Origin of the sequence: Mycobacterium simulans, from assembly GCF_900232995.1 — a bacterium.
GTDB classification, from domain to species: Bacteria; Actinomycetota; Actinomycetes; order Mycobacteriales; family Mycobacteriaceae; genus Mycobacterium; species Mycobacterium simulans.
Map to the genome: position 1 here is coordinate 432,125 of NZ_OCVX01000003.1, position 24,093 is coordinate 456,217.

The 24,093-nt window shown below is 63.5% G+C and carries 21 protein-coding genes and 1 pseudogene; 16 read left to right on the plus strand and 6 right to left on the minus strand.

Going from position 1 to position 24,093, the window contains the following annotated elements; translation table 11 throughout:
• Positions 1 to 3: 3 nt before the first annotated feature.
• The 5 genes and pseudogenes from MSIMFI_RS02760 (at position 4) to MSIMFI_RS02780 (ending at position 5,263) form a co-directional block, all read left to right on the plus strand.
• Complete coding sequence (locus tag MSIMFI_RS02760; protein WP_191496032.1) at positions 4 to 2,202, plus strand: prolyl oligopeptidase family serine peptidase; 2,199 nt, start codon at positions 4 to 6, stop codon at positions 2,200 to 2,202.
• Positions 2,199 to 3,227: a YncE family protein gene (locus MSIMFI_RS02765; RefSeq protein ID WP_191496033.1), complete on the plus strand. Its 1,029-nt coding sequence runs from the start codon at positions 2,199 to 2,201 to the stop codon at positions 3,225 to 3,227. Before MSIMFI_RS02760 ends, MSIMFI_RS02765 begins: the two co-directional genes overlap by 4 nt.
• Positions 3,228 to 3,248: 21 nt before the next feature.
• Complete coding sequence (locus MSIMFI_RS02770; RefSeq protein WP_191496034.1) at positions 3,249 to 4,163, plus strand: crotonase/enoyl-CoA hydratase family protein; 915 nt, start codon at positions 3,249 to 3,251, stop codon at positions 4,161 to 4,163.
• Positions 4,164 to 4,228: 65 nt separating this feature from the next.
• A pseudogene (locus MSIMFI_RS02775) lies at positions 4,229 to 4,596 on the plus strand (DUF5078 domain-containing protein).
• Positions 4,597 to 4,939: 343 nt separating this feature from the next.
• Positions 4,940 to 5,263 (plus strand): hypothetical protein, encoded by a 324-nt coding sequence (locus MSIMFI_RS02780; protein ID WP_191496035.1) that lies wholly within the window; start codon positions 4,940 to 4,942, stop codon positions 5,261 to 5,263.
• Positions 5,264 to 5,270: 7 nt separating this feature from the next.
• Here the strand turns inward: MSIMFI_RS02780 and MSIMFI_RS02785 are convergent, their stop codons facing one another.
• From MSIMFI_RS02785 to MSIMFI_RS02795, 3 genes are all read right to left on the minus strand, one after another.
• On the minus strand, positions 5,271 to 8,207 hold the full coding sequence (locus MSIMFI_RS02785; protein ID WP_191496036.1) for an MMPL/RND family transporter: 2,937 nt from the start codon (positions 8,205 to 8,207) through the stop codon (positions 5,271 to 5,273).
• Positions 8,204 to 8,650, minus strand: coding sequence for an MmpS family transport accessory protein (locus tag MSIMFI_RS02790; protein ID WP_191496037.1), 447 nt, complete (start codon positions 8,648 to 8,650; stop codon positions 8,204 to 8,206). The genes MSIMFI_RS02785 and MSIMFI_RS02790 overlap by 4 nt, the downstream gene beginning before the upstream one ends.
• Positions 8,651 to 8,836: 186 nt before the next feature.
• The gene (locus tag MSIMFI_RS02795; protein ID WP_191496038.1) at positions 8,837 to 9,523 is read right to left on the minus strand and encodes a TetR/AcrR family transcriptional regulator; all 687 of its coding nucleotides are present in this window, start codon (positions 9,521 to 9,523) and stop codon (positions 8,837 to 8,839) included.
• Between the two features lie 278 nt (positions 9,524 to 9,801).
• Here MSIMFI_RS02795 and MSIMFI_RS02800 point away from each other — a divergent pair, with 278 nt between their 5' ends.
• The 8 genes from MSIMFI_RS02800 to MSIMFI_RS02835 all read left to right on the plus strand — a co-directional run bounded on the left by MSIMFI_RS02800 (position 9,802) and on the right by MSIMFI_RS02835 (position 18,609).
• Positions 9,802 to 10,224 (plus strand): MmpS family protein, encoded by a 423-nt coding sequence (locus tag MSIMFI_RS02800; protein WP_191496039.1) that lies wholly within the window; start codon positions 9,802 to 9,804, stop codon positions 10,222 to 10,224.
• Complete coding sequence (locus tag MSIMFI_RS02805) at positions 10,221 to 13,115, plus strand: MMPL/RND family transporter (protein WP_191496040.1); 2,895 nt, start codon at positions 10,221 to 10,223, stop codon at positions 13,113 to 13,115. Before MSIMFI_RS02800 ends, MSIMFI_RS02805 begins: the two co-directional genes overlap by 4 nt.
• Positions 13,116 to 13,170: 55 nt before the next feature.
• The gene (locus MSIMFI_RS02810; protein WP_191496041.1) at positions 13,171 to 14,493 is read left to right on the plus strand and encodes an NAD(P)/FAD-dependent oxidoreductase; all 1,323 of its coding nucleotides are present in this window, start codon (positions 13,171 to 13,173) and stop codon (positions 14,491 to 14,493) included.
• Positions 14,487 to 15,197 carry a DUF1365 domain-containing protein gene (locus MSIMFI_RS02815; RefSeq protein WP_191496042.1) on the plus strand — a complete coding sequence of 237 codons (711 nt, stop codon included), beginning with the start codon at positions 14,487 to 14,489 and terminating at the stop codon, positions 15,195 to 15,197. The genes MSIMFI_RS02810 and MSIMFI_RS02815 overlap by 7 nt, the downstream gene beginning before the upstream one ends.
• Positions 15,194 to 16,456 carry a class I SAM-dependent methyltransferase gene (locus MSIMFI_RS02820; protein WP_191496043.1) on the plus strand — a complete coding sequence of 421 codons (1,263 nt, stop codon included), beginning with the start codon at positions 15,194 to 15,196 and terminating at the stop codon, positions 16,454 to 16,456. Before MSIMFI_RS02815 ends, MSIMFI_RS02820 begins: the two co-directional genes overlap by 4 nt.
• A gap of 74 nt (positions 16,457 to 16,530) precedes the next feature.
• Positions 16,531 to 17,244: a DUF1295 domain-containing protein gene (locus tag MSIMFI_RS02825; protein WP_396820127.1), complete on the plus strand. Its 714-nt coding sequence runs from the start codon at positions 16,531 to 16,533 to the stop codon at positions 17,242 to 17,244.
• 48 nt (positions 17,245 to 17,292) lie between these two features.
• Positions 17,293 to 17,856 (plus strand): sigma-70 family RNA polymerase sigma factor, encoded by a 564-nt coding sequence (locus tag MSIMFI_RS02830; protein WP_191496044.1) that lies wholly within the window; start codon positions 17,293 to 17,295, stop codon positions 17,854 to 17,856.
• A 48-nt stretch (positions 17,857 to 17,904) separates the two neighbouring features.
• The gene (locus MSIMFI_RS02835; RefSeq protein WP_191496045.1) at positions 17,905 to 18,609 is read left to right on the plus strand and encodes an anti-sigma factor; all 705 of its coding nucleotides are present in this window, start codon (positions 17,905 to 17,907) and stop codon (positions 18,607 to 18,609) included.
• Here the strand turns inward: MSIMFI_RS02835 and MSIMFI_RS02840 are convergent.
• Genes MSIMFI_RS02840 through MSIMFI_RS02850 form a run of 3 tightly spaced genes read right to left on the minus strand, consistent with a single transcriptional unit; the run spans position 18,606 to position 20,361 of the window.
• On the minus strand, positions 18,606 to 19,454 hold the full coding sequence (locus tag MSIMFI_RS02840; protein WP_191496046.1) for a hypothetical protein: 849 nt from the start codon (positions 19,452 to 19,454) through the stop codon (positions 18,606 to 18,608). The two genes, MSIMFI_RS02835 and MSIMFI_RS02840, sit on opposite strands and share 4 nt — an antisense overlap.
• 9 nt (positions 19,455 to 19,463) lie before the next feature.
• Entirely contained in the window at positions 19,464 to 19,976 is a 513-nt protein-coding gene (locus MSIMFI_RS02845; protein ID WP_191496047.1) for a mycothiol transferase, read from the minus strand.
• A gap of 10 nt (positions 19,977 to 19,986) precedes the next feature.
• Positions 19,987 to 20,361: a VOC family protein gene (locus tag MSIMFI_RS02850; RefSeq protein ID WP_191496048.1), complete on the minus strand. Its 375-nt coding sequence runs from the start codon at positions 20,359 to 20,361 to the stop codon at positions 19,987 to 19,989.
• A gap of 17 nt (positions 20,362 to 20,378) precedes the next feature.
• Between MSIMFI_RS02850 and MSIMFI_RS02855 the strand changes: the two genes are divergently transcribed.
• From MSIMFI_RS02855 to MSIMFI_RS02865, 3 genes are all read left to right on the plus strand, one after another.
• Positions 20,379 to 22,118 (plus strand): N-acyl-D-amino-acid deacylase family protein, encoded by a 1,740-nt coding sequence (locus tag MSIMFI_RS02855; protein WP_191496049.1) that lies wholly within the window; start codon positions 20,379 to 20,381, stop codon positions 22,116 to 22,118.
• Between the two features lie 85 nt (positions 22,119 to 22,203).
• A complete protein-coding gene (locus tag MSIMFI_RS02860; protein WP_191496050.1) occupies positions 22,204 to 23,634 on the plus strand; it encodes a PPE family protein in 1,431 nt (476 codons plus the stop codon).
• Positions 23,635 to 23,655: 21 nt separating this feature from the next.
• Positions 23,656 to 24,057, plus strand: coding sequence for a pyridoxamine 5'-phosphate oxidase family protein (locus MSIMFI_RS02865; protein ID WP_186241464.1), 402 nt, complete (start codon positions 23,656 to 23,658; stop codon positions 24,055 to 24,057).
• Positions 24,058 to 24,093: the final 36 nt, after the last annotated feature.

Genomic DNA, 24,093 nt, shown 5'->3' on the forward strand with positions numbered 1-24,093 from the left:
TCCATGACATCTGAGGCTCTCTCCGCAGTCACGACCGACCCGTACTTGTGGCTTGAGGACGTCACCGGTGAGGCGGCGCTAGGTTGGGTACGCGCGCGCAACGAGCCGACAATGGCGGAGTTTTGCAGCGGCGAGTTCGAGCGGATGCGCGCCCAGGCGCTCGAAGTGCTCGACACCGATGCCCGAATCCCGTACGTGGTGCGTCGCGGCGAGTACCTCTACAACTTTTGGCGCGACGCTGCCAACCCGCGCGGCCTGTGGCGGCGCACCACGCTGGACAGCTACCGCACCGATTCTCCCGACTGGGACATACTGATCGACGTCGATGACTTGGGTCGCGCCGATGATCAGAAGTGGGTGTGGGCCGGTGCCGGCGTGATCGAGCCCGATCACACCCGCGCCTTGGTCGCGCTGTCCCCGGGCGGCTCGGACGCGTGCGTGGTGCGCGAATTCGACATGCTGACACGCCAATTCGTCGCCGGCGGGTTCCAGTTGCCCGAAGCCAAATCTCAGGTCAGCTGGGAGGACGCGGACACGGTGCTGGTTGGCACCGATTTCGGTTCCGACTCGCTCACCGAGTCCGGTTATCCACGGATAATCAAACGTTGGCGCCGCGGCACGCCGCTGGCGGAGGCGGAGACGGTTTTCGAAGGCACACCCGCCGACGTCCGCGTCGCCGCGTCAGTGGATCGGACGCCCGGCTACGAACGCACCCTGTTGGTGCGAGCTCTGGACTTCTGGAACGACGAGGTCTACGAACTGCGCGGCGCGGACCTGATTCGTATCGACGCACCCACCGACGCGAGTTTGTCGATTCACCGCGACTGGCTACTGATCGAGCTGCGCACCGACTGGACCCGCGGCAGCACCACATACGCTGCGGGCTCGCTGTTGGCCAGCGACTACAACGAATTCGTTGCCGGCACAGCGGAATTAATAGTGGTGTTCGAGCCTGACGCACACACCGCTCTGTATCAGTACTCGTGGACCCGCGAGCGGATGCTGCTCGTCACGCTGGCCGATGTCGCCAGCCGCGTCGAGATCGTCACGCCCGGCACCTTGGGTGACGACCCGCTGCGCCCGGCTTCGCCGCGCTTGCGATCCTCACCGGGCCCGTTGGGTGACGACCCGCTGCGCCCGGCTTCGCCGCGCTTGCGATCGTCACCGGACCCGTTGGGTGACGACCCGCTGCGCCCGGCTTCGCCGCGCTTGCGATCGTCACCGGACCCCTGGCAGCGCGAGCCGCTCACCGGCATCCCGCCGGCAACCAACACCGTTGTCGTCGCCGCCGACGACAAGGGCGACGAGTTCTTCCTCGATTCCAGCGGATTCACCGCGCCGTCCCGGCTACTGCGCGGTGGCGGTGACCAACTCGAACAGATCAAATCCGCGCCAACCTTCTTTGACGCCGAAAATATCGGCGTGACACAACATTTCGTGACATCTCAGGACGGTACGGCAATCCCGTACTTTGTAGTGCGGCCTCCGGGCGCTGACGGGCCGGGCCCGACCCTGCTGTATGGCTACGGCGGATTCGAGACCTCCAATACGCCGAGTTACAGCGGTGTGTTGGGCAGGCTGTGGCTGGCCCGCGGCGGCACCTACGTGCTGGCCAACATCCGCGGTGGCGGCGAGTACGGACCGGGCTGGCACACCCAGGCGATGCGCGAAGGCCGGGACAAAGTGGCCGAGGACTTCGTCGCGGTGGCCGACGACCTGGTGAACCGGGGCATAACGACGGTCCAGCAGCTCGGCGCGCAGGGCGGCAGCAACGGGGGGTTGTTGATGGGGATCATGCTGACCAAATACCCGGAGAAATTCGGTGCATTGGTCTGCAGTGTCCCGCTGCTGGACATGAAGCGCTACCACCTGCTCCTGGCCGGCGCCTCCTGGATGGCCGAATACGGTGACCCCGACAACCCGGACGACTGGGCATTTATCTCCGAATACTCGCCATACCAAAACATTTCGGCCGACCGGAAGTATCCGCCAATACTCATGACCACCTCCACCCGCGACGATCGAGTGCATCCGGGCCACGCCCGCAAGATGACGGCGGCCCTGGAAGCCGCGGGCCACCGAGTCTGGTACTACGAGAACATCGAAGGCGGGCATGGCGGCGCCGCGGACAACGAACAACTCGCGTTCAAATCGGCGCTGACTTACTCGTTCCTGCACCGGATGTTGTCGCCGCACCGATGAACCGGCGGGATCACCTGAAGCTTGCAGTTGCAATCGCCGCGGCGGCACTGGTCGGTTGCGGCCATCGCAACGGCGGAACAAAGGCATTGCCGCCGGCGGCCGAACCGCAGTTCGCGCCCGCGCCGACCATCACCCCGTCCGGGCGCGTGGTCGCGGTCGGCACCTACCCGGAAGGCGTCGCCGTCGACGCGGCGACCCGCACCGTCGCGGTGGCCACTCGCTACCCGAACGAGCTGGTGTTGATCAACATCGACTCCGGAGCGATAACCGCCCGGGTTTCGCTACCCGCGTCAGCTCGCCACCTGAAGCTGGCCGCGCCTGGCGGTCCGGTCCTAGTGCCGATGGAAACCGCCAACGCCCTGGTGCGGGTGGAGTTAACGCGGGGACCACGCGGACAGGCGTCGACACCGATCCCCACCGGTACCTTCCCGCATGATGCTGCGGCGACGTCCAACGGGACCATCTTCGTAACCAACGAACACGACGGCACGGTGAGCGTGCTACGCGGCGACAAGACGGTGAAGGTCTTCCCAGACGGCGTCCAACCTGCCGGGGTGGCAGCATTCGGCAACACCGTTGGCGTGGTCGATGCGCGGAAGAACACCTTGACGGTTTACGACGCAGAGAAGCTGACCGTCGTCGGCTCGAGCCCGGCCGGTGCCGGCCCCACCCATGTGGTCGCCGACCGACGGGGCCGCATGATCGTCACCGATACCCGCGGCGACACCGTCAGGGTGTTCGATCCGCTACCGACACCACGCGAAATCGGCAGCGCAGCACAGCCGGGCGGACCGTACGGAATCGGGTACGACGCGACGCGTGAGCGCCTGTGGGTCGCCTCCTCGGGGACCAACGAAGTAATTGGCTACAGCCTGGCCGAACAGGCCCCCCAACGAGTCGCCCGGATTCCCAGCGTGCAAAACCCCTACTCGCTGGGTGTGGATTCGGTGACCGGGCGGCTCTTCATCGCCGGCGTCACCGGTGGCGTGGTCCAAGTCATCGACCCCGGCGCAACGGGTGAATAGGCGCGGATATCGTCGCTGAACATGCCGACATCCGACTTTGAGACGCTGCTGTACACGACGGCCGGTCCGGTCGCCACGATCACGCTCAACCGCCCCGAACACCTCAACACGATCGTCCCGCCCATGCCCGACGAGATCGAGGCCGCAGTTGGGCTTGCCGAGCGGGACCAACACATCAAGGTCATCGTGCTACGTGGCGCCGGTCGCGCCTTCTCCGGCGGCTACGACTTCGGCGGCGGCTTTCAGCACTGGGGTGAATCCATGCTGACCGACGGGAAGTGGGATCCGGGCAAGGATTTCGCCATGGTGTCTGCCCGCGAGACCGGGCCGACACAGAAGTTCATGGCCATCTGGCGGGCATCGAAACCGGTGATCGCGCAAGTACACGGCTGGTGTGTCGGCGGAGCCAGCGACTACGCGCTGTGCGCCGACATCGTGATCGCCAGCAACGACGCCGTGATCGGAACCCCGTATAGCCGCATGTGGGGTGCCTACCTGACCGGGATGTGGCTCTACCGACTGAGCCTTGCCAAGGTCAAATGGCACTCACTGACGGGCCGCCCGCTGACCGGGGTCCAGGCCGCCGAGGTCGAGCTGATCAACGAGGCGGTCCCGTTCGAGCGACTCGAGGCTCGCGTCGCCGAAATCGCCGCCGAACTGGCGCAGATCCCGTTGTCGCAGCTGCAGGCACAGAAGCTGATCGTGAATCAGGCCTACGAGAATATGGGCCTGGCATCCACTCAGGTCCTGGGCGGCATTCTTGACGGCCTGATGCGCAATACGCCGGACGCACTCGAGTTCATCCAGACCGCACAAACCCAGGGTGTGCGGGCTGCCGTCGAGCGCCGCGACGGCCCGTTCGGCGACTACAGCCAGGCTCCGCCAGAACTTCGACCTGACCCCGCACACGTGATTGTTCCTGGTGAAGACGGCTAGTAAGGTGGGCTAGGAATCTCGCTCCGGAGATCTTCGCCACGGTTGAAAGTGTTACGGTAATGAATATGTCTCGGCCGAACCTCCGCCTGCGCGCAGGCGCCGCCTTCCTCGCATTTTTTGCCGCCTTCGCGGTCGCCGCGGTGACCTTCCCGAAGACCGCCGCCGCCGATTCCACGGAGGACTTTCCGATACCGCGCAGGATGATCGCCACCACCTGCGACGCCGAACAGATCCTGGCGGCCACCAGGGACACCAGCCCGGTCTACTACCAGCGCTACATGATCGACTACAACACTACAACGGCGATCCGCTGTGGTTCGCCTGGCCCAACCACATGAAGATCTTCTTCAACAACAAGGGCGTCGTCGCCAAGTCCACCGACGTCTGCAACAACTACCCGGCCGGCGACATGTCGGTGTGGGACTGGGCGTAAGCCACTTCGTAAGCCACTTATTGAAGCAGTCGCGATTAGTCCGCCGATCGGGGAACAAATCGTTTCTCGCCAATCGTTAGCTACTCGGCAGTATTGATTCCGCTACGCCGCCGCGGAATAGTGACAGTTATCGATACACAGCGTTTCTCTTGACCCGCTGCTACTACCAGGACGCAGGCCATGCACGACATACCAGTTGGTTCCCAAACAACCGCAGGCTGCGCGCTGGGGACCCTTGCCACGGCCGGGCACGGGTAACCATAATGAATCCCCGACTAGCTGAGCATCGAGTGGGCGCGCGCGTGTCGGGTACGACTGTGGTCGGGAAGTCGGAGGTCCTGGCATGAGCCAAACAACTGGCAACGAGATCCCGGAAACGCTGGCGGCCCTCGACTGGCGCGAGATCACTTGCCAGTCCGAAGCCGGCTGCACCAACCGAGCCAATTTCGTCGTTCATCTGCACGCTGTGGACGCGTGCAACCATCCACAGCTCGACCCGTTCGGGAACACCATCGAGATACTGTGCATCGCCTGCCTGTGGCGCGCCGAGGCCGAAGCCCTGCTCCAGGTGGGCCGCCTCCGGCGCCACTCCAACGCAACCTGCCTAACGTGCGGTGCGCCGGTGACCGAGCTCAGCGACATCATGCGCGATGTCGTGGCCTTGTAGGTGGCCCTTAGTAGTGCGGAGTCGCCACCGGTACCCGCTGGGTGTTAGCCGTCTCCCCCGCGCCGTCGTCCTTGGGAAGCAACAAGGCACGAACCAACGGACGCGGTCCGAACGGCCGCAGTAGCTGACTGGCGGGCCGAGTGCGTACTTGCTGCGGCCACCAGAACCACCGTCCCATCAGCGCGGCAATGGACGGCATCATGAATGAGCGAACGATCAGCGTGTCGAACAACAGGCCCAGGCCGATCGTGGTGCCGACCTGCCCGATGACCTTCAAGTCGCTGAAGATGAACGAGGCCATGGTGGCAGCGAAGACCAGGCCAGCGTTCGTCACTACGGCGCCGGTGCCGGCCATCGACCGGATTATCCCGGTCTTCAATCCGGCATGAATTTCCTCTTTGAATCGGGAAACCAGCAGCAGGTTGTAGTCGGATCCCACCGCTAAAAGCAGGATGACGGACATCGCCAGCACCATCCAGTGCAATTCGAAGCCCAAGATATGCTGCCACACCAATACGGAAAGCCCGAATGATGCACCAAGCGAAAGCAATACCGTGCCCACAATGGTGATGGCGGCGACCAGGCTTCGCGTGATGATCAGCATGATGATCAAAATCAAGCTGGCCGCGGCTATTCCCGCGATCATCAGGTCATATTTGGAACCGTCGCGCATATCCTTATACACCGCAGCGGTGCCGCCGAGCCAGATATGAGCGCCCTCCACCGGGGTTCCCTTGATGGCTTCCTTCGCGGCCCTCATGATCGGATCGACGTGCGAAATCCCTTCGGGGGTTGCCGGGTCACCCTCGTGGGAGATGATGAAGCGAGCGGCATGCCCGTCCGGCGACACGAACATTTTCAGGCCACGCTTGAAATCGGCGTTGTCGAATACTTCCGGCGGAATATAGAAAGAATCGTCGTTCTTAGCGGCATCGAATGCCTGACCCATTGCGGTCGAGTTTTGGCTCATTACGTCCATCTGGTCATACAGCGAAGACATCGAGCTGTGCATGGACAGCATCATCGTCTTCATCGTCTTCATCGTGTCGATCTGCGGCGGGAGCTGGGCAAGCATCTGCGGCATCAAAACATCCAGCTTGTCCAATTGACCGGAGAGTTCCGTGATCTTTTCGGTGAGCTGATCCAAACCGTCCAGTGCGTCGAATATGGATCGCAGCGACCAGCAGATGGGGATGTCGAAGCAGTGCCTCTCCCAGTAGAAGTAGCTGCGAATCGGACGCCAGAAATCGTCGAAGTCGGCGATATGATCGCGTAGTTCACTCGTAATTCCCACCATCTCGCGCGTCAGCAAGTCCATGTTGTGTGTGACGGCGACGGTTTGGGACATGATGTCGTACATCCGCTGCATGGTGTCGATCGACTGCTGCATGGCGTCGGCCTGTTTGAGCATGTCGTCCATGCGTTGGTGCATGTACTGCTGGTTCTCCACCTGCGTGGTGTTTTGCATGCTGATCTGGAACGGTATGGAGGTGTGCTCGATCGGCGTTCCCAACGGCCTTGTTATGGCCTGCACCCGCGACACACCGGGGATGTGAAAGACGCCCCTGGCAATCCTGTCCAATACCAGCATGCCGGCCGGATTACGCAGGTCATGATCGGTCTCCACCAATAACAATTCCGGATTCATCCGGGCTTGGGAAAAGTGGCGGTCGGCGGCGGCATATCCGATATTCGCCGGGGTGCTCGGCGGCAGATATTTGCGGCTGTCGTAATTGGTCCGATAGCCCGGCAGCGCGAGCAGCCCGATCAGCGCGATCGCGATCGAGACTGCCAAAATCGGCCCCGGCCAGCGCACGATCGCGGTGCCCACCCGTCGCCATCCCCGTGTCCGCATCTTCCGTTTGGGGTCGAACAATTTGAAGCGGCTGCCGATGGTCAGCACGGCCGGACCCAGCGTGATCGCCGCGGCCACGGCTACCAGCATTCCTACGGCGCACGGCACACCGAGCGTCTGGAAATAGGGCAGCCGGGTGAAGCTCAGGCAGTACATCGCACCGGCAATGGTCAGGCCCGAGCCGATCACTACGTGCGCGGTCCCGTGGAACATGGTGTAGAAGGCCTTTTCCCGGTCCTCACCGAGCCCGCGGGCCTCTTGATATCGGCCAAGGACAAAAATCGCATAGTCCGTCCCGGCAGCGATGGCCATCAATACCAACAGATTCACCGCGAAGGTCGACAATCCGATGATGTTGTTATGGCCCAGGAAAGCGACAACCCCGCGGGCCGCCATTAACTCAAGTGCGACCATCAGCAGGGTGAGAATCACCGTAACAATGGAGCGATAGACAAACAGCAACATCACGATGATCACCAGGAAGGTGATCGCGGTGACCTTCTGAACACCCTTCTCACCGGCTGTCGACTGGTCGGCATTGAGCGCGGCCGCGCCGGTGACATACGCCTTGACGCCGGGCGGCGCCGGCGTCCCGTCCACGATCTTGCGCACCGACTGGACGGACTCGTTTGCCAACGTCTCGCCCTGGTTACCGGCGAGGTAGACCTGGACATAGGCGGCCTTGCCGTCGGAGCTTTGCGATCCGGCGGCCGTGAGTGGATCCCCCCAGAAGTCCTGGATGTGCTGCACGTGCTTGGTGTCGCGGGAGAGCTTCCTGATCAGCTCGTCGTAGAAGTGGTGGGCGTCATCGCCGAGCGGTTTGTCGCCTTCGAGGACGATCATGATCGCGCTGTCGGTATTGAATTCGTTGAACACCTTGCCGACGCGCTTCATCGCCTGCATCGACTCCGCGTCGTTGGGACTCATCGACACGGTGTGGTCTTTTCCGACCTGGTCCAGCGACGGGACGAACACAGTGAGGACGACGACAAGGCCCACCCAGAACAAGACGATCGGGACGGCGAATGTGTGAACGAACCGCGCGAATTTCGGGCTCGTCGGAAGCTGTGCGGTCGGGTCAACGGTCATGCGGACTTCACTATGCAGAAGGTTTGAGCTTTCACTCCGCTCGCCGACCTTTCGTCCTTGACTACGTCGTTCACGATGATCCGGCAGCCGACCTGGTCGGCGTCGACCTGCGCTATCACGTTGACGCTCACCGAGGGCAGTGTCGTGGTGACCGACAGTGTCCACGGCAGCGGCGCATTGCTCACTCGCTGAGGCTGGGCGTTGATGTCCAGGTAGTTGATGTTGGCTATCGCCCCAGCGGGGCCGAATACCTCATACACCACGTGCTTGGGGTTGAACGGCTTGATGTCATCGGAAATGCCGCTGGTGATCTGGCCCCTGTCGTGCGCACCGAAGAAGGTGCGCAGCCGAGACACGCAGAACCCGGCCACCGCCACGACGATTGCGATGACCAGCACGATCCACACCCGCCTCAGGGCGCTGGCAACCGACAACTTCGCCACTCAATCACCTTCCGCTTGCCCAGGGCATGTCGGGCCGTTCGAGCGCCGCCACCGCCATGCGATCCGGCGTCCGATCCGAAACGTTTCGAAAAGGCTGGTCTCCCAAGCGGTCCCAGCAACCATCCCAGCCGATGCTTCGTTGCACTAAGTATCTTAGACCCATAGGGCAAGATCCATCTCCTTGGTTCACGACGACTCGGAGACGAGCCCGATGCAGGTAGCGGTGAGCAGGCGGGTCAGTGCCGATGCGAAGTCGAGGTTCCACTCCGGCGGGAGAACCTCCGGCTCGTCGGCATAGGCATCATTGAGCTGCTCCGGAGGATTTGCGAATTGCCACAGCGTGGCAGCCAGGGAGTAAGCAGCCAGCAGGATGTCGAAAGCCCCCGAACGACCGAGCTCGGGCAACGCATTCTCGATCGCGTTCGCGAGCGCGACGACCGCCGCGGTACTCGTCCGCTTTACCTCGACAACCCGATCGACATGCACCTCGTGTTCGAGGTGGAGATGAAGGTTGGCAAGCAGGTCACAAAACAACGGATCGGCCGCCAAACCGTTCGCCAACGCCTCGGCCACCCGCGATTGCGACATCGGTCCCGGCTCGTTCAGGCTCTCGCACACCGTGTTCGACCATCGCACCCAACCTTCGGCGGCCAGGTGCAACAGGACCTCTTTGTGTGAGGTGAAGTAGCGGCGCACCGCTGAGTAATGGATTCCGGCTCGTCCGGCGACTGCGGTCAACGTCACCGACGCAACACCGGTCTCCAGCGCCAACGAGCGAGCCGCTTCCACGAGCGCCGCCGCACGCCGACGCTTGTTCTCCTCGGTGCGGGCGCGCCGGAAACTGACTTGCGCCACCGGCCGAGGATAACGCACATCATGTGATTTGTAAGAGTTGGACGTTACGCACGTGATATGCGTTACACTCGTGGCCCAACAGACACTCGTGGCACAACGGAAAGGAGTGATAACTCTCGCCCAAGCCTGGCGCGGGGCCGTGATTTACTTAGGCAAGGCTTGGTTACGCCAACGGCAGACGCCGCTGGCTCGGCGCGGTGCTCTGAAGTTGAACACGTTCCGATGGGCCCCGACAGGGCGGGTATTGTCCGCCTCGTTACAACGCCGAACGGTAAAGGGGACTCGAGATTTTCAGAGTGCTGTCGCGGACTTGGATTCCACTGGTCATCCTGGTGGTTGTGGTCATCGGTGGGTTCACCGTGTACCGGGTCCGCGGTTTCTTCGCCTCTGAAAGACGTGAGTCGTACGCCGACAGCAACCTGGAAAGCACCAAGCCTTTCAATCCCAAACGGCTGACTTACGAAGTCTTCGGACCACCCGGAACGGTCGCGGACATCAGCTATTTCGACGTCAATTCCGACCCACAACGGGTTGACAACGCGGTGTTACCCTGGTCGTTACACATCACAACAAATTTGGCGGCGGTGATGGGAAACCTTGTGGCGCAGGGCAATACCAACAGCATTGGTTGCCGGATCCTCGTGGACGACGTCGTCAAGGCTGAAAGAATTTCCAACGAGGTCAATGCCTATACCTACTGCCTGGTGAAATCCGCGTGACTACCAAATACGCGAACGACCCCGACACCAAAACCCACACCGAAAAGCCGCTCATCGCGCGGATAATCCACGCCTTTTCGATACCCATCATCCTTGGCTGGTTGGCAGTTTGCGTCGCCGTCAGCGTCTTCGTCCCAACCTTGGAAGAGGTAGGGCAAGAGCGTTCGGTGTCACTGAGTCCCAAGGAAGCACCATCGTTCGCAGCGATGAAGCGTATCGGCCAGGTGTTCAAGGAAGGCAACAGCGACAGCATCGCGATGATCGTCATCGAGGATAACCAGCCCCTCGGCGATCAAGCCCACAAGTATTACGACGGCCTAGTTCGCAAATTGAGGGCCGATAGCAAGCACGTGCAAAGCGTTCAGGATTTCTGGGGAGATCCGCTTACGGCGGCGGGCGCGCAAAGCAATGACGGCAAGGCCGCCTATGTTCAATTGAATCTCGGCGGTAATCAGGGCGAGCCCCTGGCCAACGAATCAATCGACGCGGTCCGCAATATCGTCGCCAGTACGCCGGCGCCGCCCGGGATTACCACCTACGTCACCGGGCCGGCTGCACTGGCCGCGGATATGCACCATGCCGGCGACCGATCCATGATCAGGATCACCGCGGTCACGGTTGCGGTGATTTTCATCATGTTGCTACTTGTTTACCGGTCGCCCATTACCGTGATTTTGCTGCTGTTCACGGTCGGGGTCGAATTGACTGCGGCGCGGGGGGTCGTAGCGTTTCTCGGGCATTCCGGGATGATCGGACTGTCCACGTTTGCGGTCAGCCTGCTCACGTCGCTGGCGATTGCCGCGGGAACGGACTACGGCATCTTCATCATTGGGCGTTACCAAGAAGCCCGCCAGGCCGGCGAGGACAGGGAAGCGGCCTATTACACGATGTACCGCGGGACCGCCCATGTGATCCTCGGCTCGGGTTTGACGATCGCCGGTGCCACGTTCTGCCTCAAATTTGCCCGGATGCCCTACTTCGAAACCCTCGGCGTTCCCTGTGCGGTGGGGATGCTGGTGGCCGTCGCGGTCGCGATGACCCTGGGGCCCGCGGTTTTGCATGTCGGCAGTCGTTTCGGCTTGTTCGACCCTAAACGGCTGCTCAAGACCCGTGGTTGGCGCCGCGTCGGCACCGTGGTGGTTCGCTGGCCCCTGCCCGTTCTGGCCGCCACGTGCGCCGTCGCCCTCGTCGGCCTGCTCGCGCTACCCGGATACAAAACCAGCTACAACGACCGGGCCTACCTACCGAACTTCATACCCGCCAACGAAGGATACGCAGCAGCCGACCGCCATTTCTCTCAGGCCCGTATGAAGCCCGAGATTTTGATGATCGAGTCGGATCATGACATGCGCAATCCGGCGGACTTCCTGGTCCTGGACCGGCTGGCCAAAGGGATTTTCCGGGTTCCGGGAATCTCTCGGGTGCAGGCAATAACCAGGCCCGACGGAACGACAATGGACCACACGTCGATACCGTTCCAAATAAGCATGCAAAATGCCGGGCAGCTGCAGACCATGAAATATCAGCGCGACCGCATGGACGACATGCTGAAACAGGCCGACCTAATGGCCCAGACGATCGCGATTCTGACGCACATGCAAGACCTGATGCAGCAGATGGCCGATACTACCCACCGCATGGTCGGCGACACCGAACAGATGAAGGAAATCACCGACGAACTACGCGATCACATCGCAGATTTTGAGGATTTCTGGCGCCCAATTCGCAGCTATTTCTATTGGGAAAAGCACTGCTACGACATTCCGATCTGCTGGTCGTTGCGGTCGATATTCGATGCCTTGGATGGCGTCGATAAGCTCAGCGAAGAAATCGGCGTGCTGTTGGGCGACCTACGCGAGATGGATCGCCTCGTGCCGCAGATGGTTGCGACAATCCCGCCGCAGATCGAAGTCATGGAGAGCATGCGGATCCAGATGCTGACCATGCACAGCACCATGATGGGCATCTACAACCAAATGGACGAGATGAGCGACAACGCCACCGCGATGGGGAAGGCGTTCGATGCATCCAAAAACGACGATTCGTTCTACCTGCCGCCCGAGGTCTTCAAGAACAAGGACTTCCAGCGCGCCATGAATTCGTTCCTGTCATCGGATGGGCACGCGGCGCGGTTCATTATTCTGCACCGCGGAGATCCCGCTTCACCCGAGGGCATAAAAAGTATCAACGCGATACGCACGGCCGCCGAGGAGTCGCTCAAGGGAACGCCGTTGGAGGACGCCAAGATCTATCTGGCCGGCACCGCTGCCGTCTTTCACGACATCTCCGAGGGCGCGCAATGGGACCTTCTTATCGCGGGAATTTCGTCCCTCTGCTTGATTTTCATCATCATGCTCCTCATTACGCGGGCCTTTATCGCGGCCGCAGTGATCGTGGGTACGGTAGCGCTTTCCCTGGGCGCGTCCTTCGGCCTGTCCGTGCTGTTGTGGCAACACATTCTTGAGACCAAATTGCACTGGCTTGTGCTCGCCATGTCCGTCATCGTTTTGCTGGCCGTGGGATCCGACTACAATCTGCTACTGGTCTCCCGGTTCAAACAGGAAATAAGCGCGGGCCTGAAGACTGGCATCATCCGTTCGATGGGCGGCACCGGGAAAGTGGTGACGAACGCGGGTCTGGTATTCGCGGTCACCATGGCCTCCATGGTCGTCAGCGACCTTCGGGTTATCGGGCAGGTGGGCACCACCATCGGTCTGGGCTTGCTGTTCGACACGTTGATCGTGCGCTCCTTCATGACGCCATCGATCGCCGCACTGCTGGGCCGCTGGTTCTGGTGGCCCATGAGAGTGCGTACCCGACCGGCCCGAACTCCGGCTGCGCCGGTCGAACAGCCAACGGACCGATCCTTTGCGATGAGCGGCGAACGCTAGTCCCTACACCCGCCCGTTCGGCCAACCGAGGCGACGGCGACTCCGAATAGCTGGTGTGCAACATTCACACCTTTCTGCTCCTTCGGGGCGCTCGGTAGCGGTCATCGGCAGCGGCGTCTCTGGACTTACCGCCGCCTACCTGCTGTCGGGACGGGACCGAGTCACCCTCTACGAGACGGACGACCGACTCGGCGGTCACGCCCACACCCACTATGTGGCGAGCGGTGACGGCGGCGTTATCGCCGTGGACTCGGCGTTTTTGGTGCACAACGACCGGACCTACCCCACGCTGTGCCGATTGTTCACCGAACTCGGTGTGGCCACCCAAGAGTCCGATATGTCGATGTCGGTGCGAGCCGACGACATCGGATTGGAGTATGCCGGCGCCCTGGGAGCGCGGGGGCTGTTCGCCTGCCGACAATCGCTGCGGCCCCGCTACCTGCTGATGCTCATCGAGATTCTCCGGTTTCACCGTGCGGCCTCGGCGATGCTGCATGACACGGCCGCCAACGCAGAGGACGAGCTGGTGACACTCGAAGACTTCCTGAACCTGCACCGCTTCTCGTCGTACTTCGTCGATTACTTCATCACGCCCTTGGTGGCGGCGGTCTGGTCGTGCGCTGCCGCGGACGCGTTGCGTTATCCGGCCCGGTACCTGTTCGTCTTCCTTGAGCATCACGGCATGCTGACGGTCTTCGGCTCACCCACGTGGCGCACGGTTACTGGAGGCTCGGCCAGCTATGTGCGGGCCATCGCATCCCGGCTCGGCGAGGTATTGACCCGGACACCAGTGCGCTCGCTGCGGCGAGTTCCCGACGGGGTGCTGGTGCAAGCCGGCAACAACGCGCCGCGGCTCTTCGATGCCGCCGTCGTGGCCGTTCACCCCGATCAGGCGCTGCTGCTGCTCGACCAGCCGACCCCGTGGGAGCGCGCAGTCCTGGGAGCGATTCCGTACTCGACCAACGTCGCCCGACTGCACACCGACGAATCGGTGCTGCCCCGACACCGCCGGGCGAAGGCTTCCTGGAACTACCTGGTGACACCCGGGAACGACCAGGTGGTGGTCAGTTACGACATCAGTCGGCTGATGCGGATCGGCGGCAACCGCCGGTTTCTGGTGACCCTCGGGGTCCATGACCGCGTTGACCCGGAGTCGGTGCTCGCCGAGATGACCTACAGCCATCCGCTGTACACACCGGAATCGGTTGCAGCTCAACGCTTATTGCCGACACTCAACGATGATCGGGTAGCTTTCGCGGGCGCCTACCACGGCTGGGGATTCCACGAAGACGGCGCGGCCTCCGGACTCCGCGCAGCCCGGCGGCTCGGCGCCGACTGGCCGGCGACCGCGGCGCGGGAGGCGGTGGCCGCATGCTGACTCCGGCGATTTACCGCACCACCATCACCCACTCACGGCAGGTCCCGGTGCAGCACGCGTTCGAATACCGGAGCTATAGCTGGTATGTCGACGTCGACGACCTGCCCCGGCTGCCCTGGTGGCTGCGGCCGTTCGCGCGATTCCACGCCGACGACCACTTCGCCAACCCTCCCTCCGGCCCGCCGCGGGGCTCGCTGAGAGATCGGCTGGAAGCGTTCTTCGCCGATCATGGCGTGGCCGTGCCGGACGGACACATCACCGCGCTACTGCAGGCACGCATCTTCGGATACGTCTTCAATCCGATAAGCGTCTATTGGTGCCATGACCGTGACGGCAGCCTGCGCCACGTGATAGCAGAGGTGCACAACACCTATGGAGGGCGCCACGCCTACCTATTGCCACCGGCCGATGCGCCGGTGTTGGTCAGCAAGAAGTTCTATGTCTCGCCGTTCAATCCGGTGGACGGTCACTACCTGGTGCTGGCACCACGACCCGACCGCGATGTGGACATCATGGTCTCACTGCACCGCGACCGCCGGCTGGCATTCACCGCGACGCTACGCGGGAAGCGACAGTCGGCGACATTGAAACACGTTGTGTTGATCCAGATTACGTCACCGCTGGCACCGTTGATGGTGGCCACGCGCATCCGGATACAGGGGATCAAACTGTGGTTACGTCGAGTTCCTGTGGTGCCGCGATGAGCATCCAAACCCCCTCGGCGGCAATCGATTACCGGCGGTGGCCGGCGGTGGCGACGGTCCCGTCCGGCCCCGTCGCCGCGGGATCGGCCGCCGTTGTCGACCGGCTGCTGCGGCGCGCGGCGGGCCGGCCGCCATTGCGACTGGCCTACCCCGACGGGGCGGTGGTGGGCGCCGCGGGCTCAAGCCTGCCTACCCTGTCGATCCATCAGCCGGACGCACTCGCCCGACGTATTGGACGTCACGGCCTGATCGGGTTCGGTGAGTCATACATGGCCGGTGAATGGTCATCGACGGATCTCACCGGGGCGCTCACGGTACTCGCCAAGTCGGTGACCGACCTGGTGCCCCGCTCGCTGCACTGGCTGCGACCGCTTGCGCCGGGCTTTGCGCCGACCTGGCGAGACCCCAGCCGAGATCAGGCCCGCCGCAACATCGCTGAGCATTATGACCTCTCGAATGAGCTGTTTGGCGAGTTTCTCGACGAGACCATGACGTACTCGTCGGCGCTGTTCACCGGCCTGCCGGCCTCGTGGTCGGATTTGGCGACAGCCCAACGCCGCAAGATCGACCGGCTGCTGGATATGGCCGGGGTCCAACGGGGCAGCCGGGTTCTTGAGATCGGCACCGGATGGGGCGAGCTGTGCATCCGTGCGGCTGCCCGCGGGGCGCGGGTGCGCTCGCTAACCTTGTCGGGCGAGCAGCAGCGGTTGGCGCAGCATCGGGTGGCCGCGGCAGGTCTGTCCGATCTGGTTGAGATCGACCTTTGCGATTACCGCGATGTCGAGGGACGTTATGACTGTGTCATCTCGGTCGAGATGATCGAGGCGGTGGGGTTTCGTTCGTGGCCAAGGTATTTCGCCGCGCTCGAACAGCTGGTGCGGCCGGCCGGTCGGGTAGCGATCCAGGCGATCACGATGCCGCACGACCGGATGTTGGCCACCCGCAATACGCATACCTGGATCCAGAAGTACATTTTCCCCGGCGGGCTGCTGCCGTCCACCGAGGCCATCGCGGGGATTACCGAGCGTCACACGCGATTACGCACGGTTGACACGACCTCGCTGCAACCGCACTACGCGGAGACCCTGCGGCTTTGGCGGGAACGATTCCTGCAGCGGCGAGATAGATTGGCGCACTTGGGCTTCGACGAGGTGTTCGGACGGATGTGGGAGCTATATCTGGCGTACTCGGAGGCCGGATTCCGGTCCGGGTATCTAGACGTCTATCAGTGGATACTTGAGCGCAGGAGTGTCCCTTGAACGAGACCGGAATCTTGGTGATATCGGCCACATCGGCCTTGGCGCTGGCCGTCGTGCATTCGGTCGCGTTCGTGATGGGCCGCCGGCTCGGCCGCTACAACGTCGTGGACGTCGCATGGGGCATTGGTTTCGTCGCCGTGGCCGCCGTCGCCGCCGTCCTCGGCCATGGCGATCCGACTCGCCGGTGGCTGCTGCTGACGCTGGTGTCGATCTGGGCTGTGCGGCTCAGCTGGCACATGTACCGCAAGACGGCCGGCAAGGCTGAGGATCCCCGCTATGCAGACCTGCTGCGTGGAGCGGGGCTGGGTCAGGTGGTGCGCAAGGTCTTCCTCCTGCAGGGCTTCTTGACGCTGTTCATCTCCTTCCCGCTGCAACTATCGGCGGTAACTGGGCCGACGCCGAGGCCGTTGCTGGCTGTGACGGGCGTGGGCTTAGCGGTGTGGCTGGCAGGTGTCATCTTCGAGGCGGTGGGTGATCGGCAGTTACGGGTATTCAAATCCGACCCGGCCAATCGCGGGGTCGTCATGGACCGCGGGCTCTGGGCCTGGACGCGCCACCCCAACTATTTCGGCGACGCCTGTGTCTGGTGGGGGCTATGGCTGATCACCATCAACGGCTGGGTTCCGTTGATCACGGTGGTCTCGCCGCTGCTGATGACGTACTTCCTGGTAGACGTCAGCGGGGCCCGGCTGACCGAGAGCTACATGAAGGGCCGTCCCGGCTTCGCCGAATACCAAAAGCGGACAGCATATTTCGTGCCCCGCCCACCCAGATCGGCACATCGATGAGGACCGACTTCTCGGTTTTGATGCCGGCGGGCGTTAGGCTACCGATCGATGACCGGTCCGCCGCGCCTGAGCAGCGACCTGGACGCCTTGCTGCGCCGGGTCGCGCGTGGCGACAACGCCGCGTTCGCCGCGTTCTACGACCACACCAAAAGCCGGGTGTACGGGCTGGTGACCAGGGTGTTGCGTGATCCCGGCTACAGCGAAGAAACCACCCAGGAGATTTATCTCGAGGTGTGGCGCAACGCATCAGAGTTCGACTCCGTCAAGGGGTCCGCACTGGCCTGGCTGTTGACCATCGCGCACCGGCGCGCCGTCGACCGGGTCCGCAGTGAGCAAGCGGGCAGTCAGCGGGAATCGCGCTACGGTGCGGCCAATGTCGATACGGCGACGGATGTCGTCGCCGAGTCGGCGATCGCCGGTGACGAGCGGCGCCGGGTGGCCGAGTGTCTGGACGGCTTGACCGATGCGCAGCGGCAATGCATCGAACTGGCCTACTATGGCGGCCTCACCTATGTTGAAGTGTCGCAGCGGTTGGTCACCAATTTGTCGACGATCAAGTCACGCATGCGCGACGCGCTGCGCGGCCTGCGCAACTGCTTGGACGTGACATGACCGCGCCGGCGACGATGCAGAGCGAAGCGATGAGGAGGAGTGGCGCTGATGGCACAGCCTACGGACTTCGAACTGCTTGAGCTGGCAACCCCGTATGCCCTGCATGCGATGTCTGACGACGAGCGAGCCGAGATAAGCCGGCGGGTGGCAGCGGCGTCCCCGCCGGTCGCAGCGGCGTTCAACGACGAAGTTCGCGCCGTCCGCGAGACGATGGCTGTGGCCTCGGCCGCGACCGCCGCCGAACCTCCGGCCCACCTGCGGGCCGCGATCTTGGCCGCAACCGAACCGGCAAAACCTGACTTTAAGCGCCAGCCACGTTGGCGTACAACTATTTTCGCATCTGCGGCGGCCATCGCGGTGGGGCTGGCAGCCTTTGGTGTCGGGGTGCTGACGCGGCCGACCCCAACGCCCACGATGGCCGAGCAAGTTCTCGCGGCACCGGATGTGCAGACGGTCTCCCGCCCGCTCGGCACGGGCACGGCCACGGTGATGTTCTCCCGCGACCGCAATGCGGGTGTGCTGGTGATGAACAACGTGCCGCCGCCGTCGCCGGGCACCGTCTATCAGATGTGGTTGATCGGCGCCAACGGTCCGACATCGGCGGGGACGATGGGCACCGCCGCGGTCACGCCCTCGACGAAAGCCATGCTTCCCGACCTCGGAAGCTCGACCGCCCTGGCGTTCACCGTCGAACCCGGCTCCGGATCGCCGCAGCCGACCAGTCCGATACTGTCCGAGCTGCCCCTGCGTTAAGTCCGCTTAACCAGGCTTCCCAGCACCGCGACGAGCACTCCGAACGCGACCAGCGCGACGCCGGCCAGCAGCGTCAGATTCAGCCATAGGTGCAAGCTGTCCTCGGCGTTGCTGACCATCACATCGGCTATCCGGCGGATGTCGCCAGTGGTCCGATTGAGCGCGTCGTTGACATAGCGACGGCCGACCTCAATTGCGGCCCAACCCGTCGCACCGACCAACAGCGCCGAGACGCCGAGGCCGGTCAGCGCCTTGCCACGGCGGCGCGCGGCGACCAACGCAAGCAGTGCGCAGGCACCGCTGAGTGCGATCACGGCGATAGTCACCCAGGGACCCCAAACGGCGATCCGGTGCAGCTGTCCCGGACGCACCGGCTGCGCCGCCGAAACCGTCAACGCGACCTTCAACGTTTCCGGCGCCTTCACGTTGTATGTGCTCAAAACCTGTTGAATTGCAGGGTCTTTGAGCATTGGGGCCACATCGATCACCCACTGGTCACCGCCGGCGACCGGATCGTTGAACAACCACCGGTGCGCCGCCCGGTTCACCTGCGCGAACAGTGGCGGAAACGAAGGGCTCGCGGTGAAGGCGGTAGCGGCGTCGTGCACCACCGAGCTGTCGACGGGGTAGCGCCGTCCGCCGCGATCGTTGATGAGCGCCATAGCTCGGGTGGTGAGTTCGGCCGCCATGGCCGACTGCAGCGCCGGATCGCCGGCTGCCTTCTGCGCCAGTGCGGCGTAGCCGCCTTCGTCGACGATGTTCGTCTGTACCCATGCCGCCGGGATCGCCGCGGCCAGGCTAACCGTGGCGAAGAGCCAGAACAGCATGGTCGCCACGAATCGCACGCCTAGAACTTACTGAATACCCCGCAGATAGGCGGCCTGGCCGAGGTGCTGCGCGCAGTCGTCGATGATGCTGACCAAACGTGCGCTGGCGGTCACCGGGGGATCCCAGTTGGTGTCCACGATGCGCGACAGCTCGTCGGCGGTGACACTGGCGACGTAATCCAAGGTGAGCTGGTGCACAGCGTGGTAATAGCCGGACAGCAGGTCGGCAGGGGCACGGACCTTGGCCACATCCTCGGCGTTGTGCCCATAGCCGGTGTCGTTGCGCGGCAAGTCCAGGCCGAACCGGTCGACCCAGCCGTCGCGTGTCCACACCTGCTCGACGCCGGCCACATCGGCCAGCTGAATGTCTTGCACCCGGGCGCTGTGCCAGATCAGCCACGCGATGCTGTTGGCACTCTCGGACGGCCGGTAATTCGCGATTTCGTCGGTCAGGCCCTCGGCGAGTTCGTCGACGTGTTCGATCAGCCGCGTGAACGCGTCGCGCAGCAGCTCCCGAGCGGCCGCGTCGGTGCTGGCCATACCAGCGACATTACGGGAGTGCCCCGTGCCAGACCGCTTCGACGTTGTTGCCATCGGGGTCGCGCACGAAAGCGCCGAAATAGCCCGGGTGATACTCCGGCCAGAGCCGCGGCGCGTGCAACGACTCCGCACCCACGCCCATAGCGGCGTCGTAGAACGCGCGCACCGCAGTTTCGTCGGCCGCTTGGAACGCGATGTGGCTTTCTCGATTCGGGCCCATGCCTGAGCCGTCGGCGATCCAGAAATCCGGCTTGCCGTCACGGCCGTATCCAATCGCGACGCCGAAATCCATTTGGCGGGTATAGCCCAGCACGCCCAACACGGTGTCGTAGAACTCCTGCGATTTCGGGTAGTCGCCGCAGTTGATTCCTAGGTGATCGATCACGGTCGTAGATTAGTTGGATGAGCTACGACCTTCTCGTCCGCAATGGCATCATCGTCGACGGGTTGGGAGGCGAGCCGTACATCGGCGACGTCGCGGTACGAGACGGGGTCATCACAGCGGTGGGCGCCAGCAACGGCGAGACCGCCAAGCGAGAGATCGACGCGACCGGGCTGCTGGTCACGCCCGGCTTTATCGACCTGCACACGCACTACGACGGCCAGGCCATCTGGTCGGACCGGCTGACTCCGTCGTCGGCGCACGGGGTGACCACGGTGGTGATGGGCAACTGCGGCGTCGGCTTCGCGCCGTGCCGCCAGGAAGACCACGACGTGCTCGTCGACGTAATGGCCGGCGTGGAGGACATTCCCGGCGTCGTGATGACCGACGGACTGCCGTGGACCTGGGAGACGTTCCCCGAATTCATGGATGCGCTGGACGCGGGCAAACGGGATATCGATGTGGCCGCCTATCTGCCGCACTCCCCGTTGCGGGTCTACGTAATGGGTCGGCGCGGCGCCGACCGTGAGCCCGCCACCCCTGAAGACCTGGCGAAAATGCGATCGCTGGCCAAGGAGGCGATCGAAATCGGGGCACTGGGTTTCGCGTCTTCGAGGCTGACGATCCACAAGACCGAGAGCGGTTCACCGATTCCCAGCTACGACGCGGCCCGCGAGGAGATCGAGGAGATCGCCAGAGGCGTCGTCGACGGTGGCGGCGGCCTGTTGCAATTCGTGCCCGACATTCCCGCTGGCGGCTACCAGCCCGTGCTGCAGACCGTTTTCGACGTTGCCGAGGATGTCGGGCTGCCGGTCACCTTCACCCTGGTGGTCGCCAACGCCGGCGACCCCACCTGGCCGGACGCCATCACCATGGTCGAGAAGGCGAATAAAAATGCGGGCTCGGGTGGCGCACAATTTACGGCGCAGCTGCTGCCACGTCCGATCGGGCTGATCATCGGGCTGCAACTGTCCGCCAACCCATTCGTGCTCTACCCGAGCTATCGCGAGATTGCGCATCTCCCCTTGGCCGAGCGCGTCGCCGAGATGCGCAAGCCCGAGGTTCGTGCCCGCATCCTTGCCGACAAGCCCGGCGTGGGTCATCCGATTCTGTACGTGGCCCAGGCCTGGGATTGGATCTTCCCGCTTGGTGACAACCCCAATTACGAGCCCGACCCGTCGGACAGCGTCGGGGCCCGTGCCCGGGCTCGTGGGGTGGCACCGATGGAGGAGGCTTACGACCGGCTGCTCGACGACGACGGGCACGCCATGCTGCTGGTCGCGACGAGCAACTTGGAGAACAACTCGCTGGACACCGTGGGTCAGCTGCTACACCGCGACGACGTGGTTCTCGGCCTCGGCGACGGCGGCGCGCACTACGGAATGATCTGCGACGCCAGCTATTCCACGTACTTTTTGGCGCACTGGGCACGCGATCGGAGGTCTGGACGGTTCACAGTGGCCGAAGCCGTCCGCGAACTCACCTCGGTACCTGCGCGCGTCGCCGGCCTGGGCGACCGGGGACGCATCGCTGTCGGCTACAAGGCCGATCTCAACGTCATCGACCACGCCGCACTGCGCCTACACAGGCCGGTGATCAGCTACGACCTGCCCGCCGGCGGGCGCCGCCTCGACCAGACAGCGGATGGATACGTCGCGACCGTGGTCTCCGGCCAAGTTATCGCCGAAAACGGTGTTCCCACCGATGCCCGCCCTGGCAAGCTGGTCCGGGGACGACAATCAGCGCCTCAGACCGTCTGACAACGGTTGCTGTAAGACCCTTGCGGATAGTCACCATTATCCCGATATGGCCACACCAACTGACGGTGCCGGGTAGTTTGAGTAGGTGACAAACCCGCATTTCGCGTGGTTGCCGCCAGAGATTAATTCGGCACTGATGTTCGCCGGTCCCGGGGCGGGACCGTTGCTTGCCGCGTCCGCGGCCTGGAACGGACTCGCCGCGGATTTGCTGTCATCAGTGGAGTCGTTTGCGTCTGTGACGGCGGACCTGACCAGTGGCGCCTGGCTGGGTCCGTCATCGGCTGCGATGATGGCCGTCGCGACGCAGTACATGGCGTGGCTCAGCGCTGCCGCGGTACAGGCAGAGCAGGCGGCCGCACAGGCGGGCGCCATCGCGTCCGCATTCGAAGCGGCGCTGGCGGCCACGGTTCAGCCCGCGGTAGTTGCGGCCAATCGTGGCCTGATGCAGGTGTTGGCGGCCACGAACTGGTTGGGGTTCAACACCCCGGCGATCATGGACATCGAGGCCGCGTACGAGCAGATGTGGGCGCTGGACGTGGCGGCGATGGCCGCTTACCACTTCGATGCGTCCGCGGCCGCGTCACAACTCGCGCCCTGGCAACAGGTGCTGCGCAACCTCGGCATCGACATCAGCAAAAACGGCTTCAACCTGGGCTTCAACAACACTGGCATCGGCAATATCGGCAATAACAATGTCGGCAACTTCAACTGGGGTAGCGGAAACACCGGCAATCGCAACCTGGGTATTGGCAACACCGGCAATTACAACCTGGGCGGGGGAAACCTGGGCAGCGGGAATGTCGGCTTCGGCAATACCGGCAGCTGGGCCTTCGGATTCGGACTCACCGGCAATCACCAAGTCGGCTTCGGTGGCTTCAACTCCGGTAGCGGCAACGTCGGCTTCGGGAACTCCGGTACCGGAAACACCGGCATTTTCAATTCCGGCAGCTACAACACGGGCATCGGGAATTCGGGCTCCCTCAACGACGGCCTCGGGAACTCGTCGATCAACGCGGGCCTCAGCATGGGCACAGGCTCCTGGCACTCGGGAATGGCGGACGCCGGTGTCAGCGCGGACGCCGGCTTAGCGAACTCCGCGCGCTACGCCACGGGCGGCTTGGGCACGGCTGCCCTGAGCTCGGGCCTGCTCAACTCGGCCTTGGCGAATACGGGCAGCCTCCACCCGGGAGTTGCCAGCGCTTTGAACTCTGGCATGACCAACGCGGCCGCTGCCCCTGCCGCGGCTCCTGCCAGCGGCCTCGAATCGGCCAACTCGAACACCGGTGCCGCCAGCGGGTCCGCGGCCAACCCTGGCCTACGCGGCACTGGCGCCGGCACCGGCTACACAGGCTTCTACAATTCGGCCAGCAACGACCCGGGTTTACGGAGCACGGCCATGCGTGAGGGGAACCCCGCAAGCCCAGCCATCCCCCGGTCAAACTTCTACCCGGACGAGCGCGAAACCGGCGGGCCACTACGGCTTATCAAGGAGCCAGAGCCAACCCCACCCGAGTAGCAGCGGCCTATCCTCGAAGCCATGAGCGAAAAGGGTGCGAAAAAGGTAGATCTCGAACGACTCGCGGCCGCTCTACCCGACTTCCCGTTTGCCTACCTGATCACCGTCGATGACGGGTATCGCGTACACACCGTGACGGTCGAACCGGTACTGCGCGAAGCGCTCCTCGATATCGGGCTCATCGGAGGGCGCACCCGCAAAAACCTGGCCCAGCGCAGCCACGTCACCCTGCTATGGCCCCCGCCTGAGCCCGGCGGCTACTCGCTGATCGTCGACGGCAGCGCCCTGGTCACCGATTCCGACGCCGAGGCGGCGCGGCTGAGGGTCGTGCCCACCCGCGCGCTACTGCACCGCGACGCCGACTCGCCCTCGGCGGCCAAGGGCTGCCTGCACGACTGCGTGGTGTTCTCAGTACCGGCATAACGAAAAAGCCCGGCCCCCAAGGGGACCGGGCTTTTT

Excerpts from the sequence above, each read along its gene's own strand:
- MSIMFI_RS02830 (WP_191496044.1), top strand. The coding sequence starts at position 17,293 with ATGACCGGTCCGCCGCGCCTGAGCAGCGACCTGGACGCCTTGCTGCGC.
- MSIMFI_RS02865 (WP_186241464.1), top strand. The coding sequence starts at position 23,656 with ATGAGCGAAAAGGGTGCGAAAAAGGTAGATCTCGAACGACTCGCGGCC.
- MSIMFI_RS02855 (WP_191496049.1), top strand. The coding sequence starts at position 20,379 with ATGAGCTACGACCTTCTCGTCCGCAATGGCATCATCGTCGACGGGTTG.
- MSIMFI_RS02770 (WP_191496034.1), top strand. The coding sequence starts at position 3,249 with ATGCCGACATCCGACTTTGAGACGCTGCTGTACACGACGGCCGGTCCG.
- MSIMFI_RS02835 (WP_191496045.1), top strand. The coding sequence starts at position 17,905 with ATGGCACAGCCTACGGACTTCGAACTGCTTGAGCTGGCAACCCCGTAT.
- MSIMFI_RS02760 (WP_191496032.1), top strand. The coding sequence starts at position 4 with ATGACATCTGAGGCTCTCTCCGCAGTCACGACCGACCCGTACTTGTGG.
- MSIMFI_RS02815 (WP_191496042.1), top strand. The coding sequence starts at position 14,487 with ATGCTGACTCCGGCGATTTACCGCACCACCATCACCCACTCACGGCAG.
- MSIMFI_RS02785 (WP_191496036.1), bottom strand. The coding sequence starts at position 8,207 with ATGACCGTTGACCCGACCGCACAGCTTCCGACGAGCCCGAAATTCGCG.
- MSIMFI_RS02825 (WP_396820127.1), top strand. The coding sequence starts at position 16,531 with ATGGGCCGCCGGCTCGGCCGCTACAACGTCGTGGACGTCGCATGGGGC.
- MSIMFI_RS02780 (WP_191496035.1), top strand. The coding sequence starts at position 4,940 with ATGAGCCAAACAACTGGCAACGAGATCCCGGAAACGCTGGCGGCCCTC.
- MSIMFI_RS02845 (WP_191496047.1), bottom strand. The coding sequence starts at position 19,976 with ATGGCCAGCACCGACGCGGCCGCTCGGGAGCTGCTGCGCGACGCGTTC.
- MSIMFI_RS02765 (WP_191496033.1), top strand. The coding sequence starts at position 2,199 with ATGAACCGGCGGGATCACCTGAAGCTTGCAGTTGCAATCGCCGCGGCG.
- MSIMFI_RS02820 (WP_191496043.1), top strand. The coding sequence starts at position 15,194 with ATGAGCATCCAAACCCCCTCGGCGGCAATCGATTACCGGCGGTGGCCG.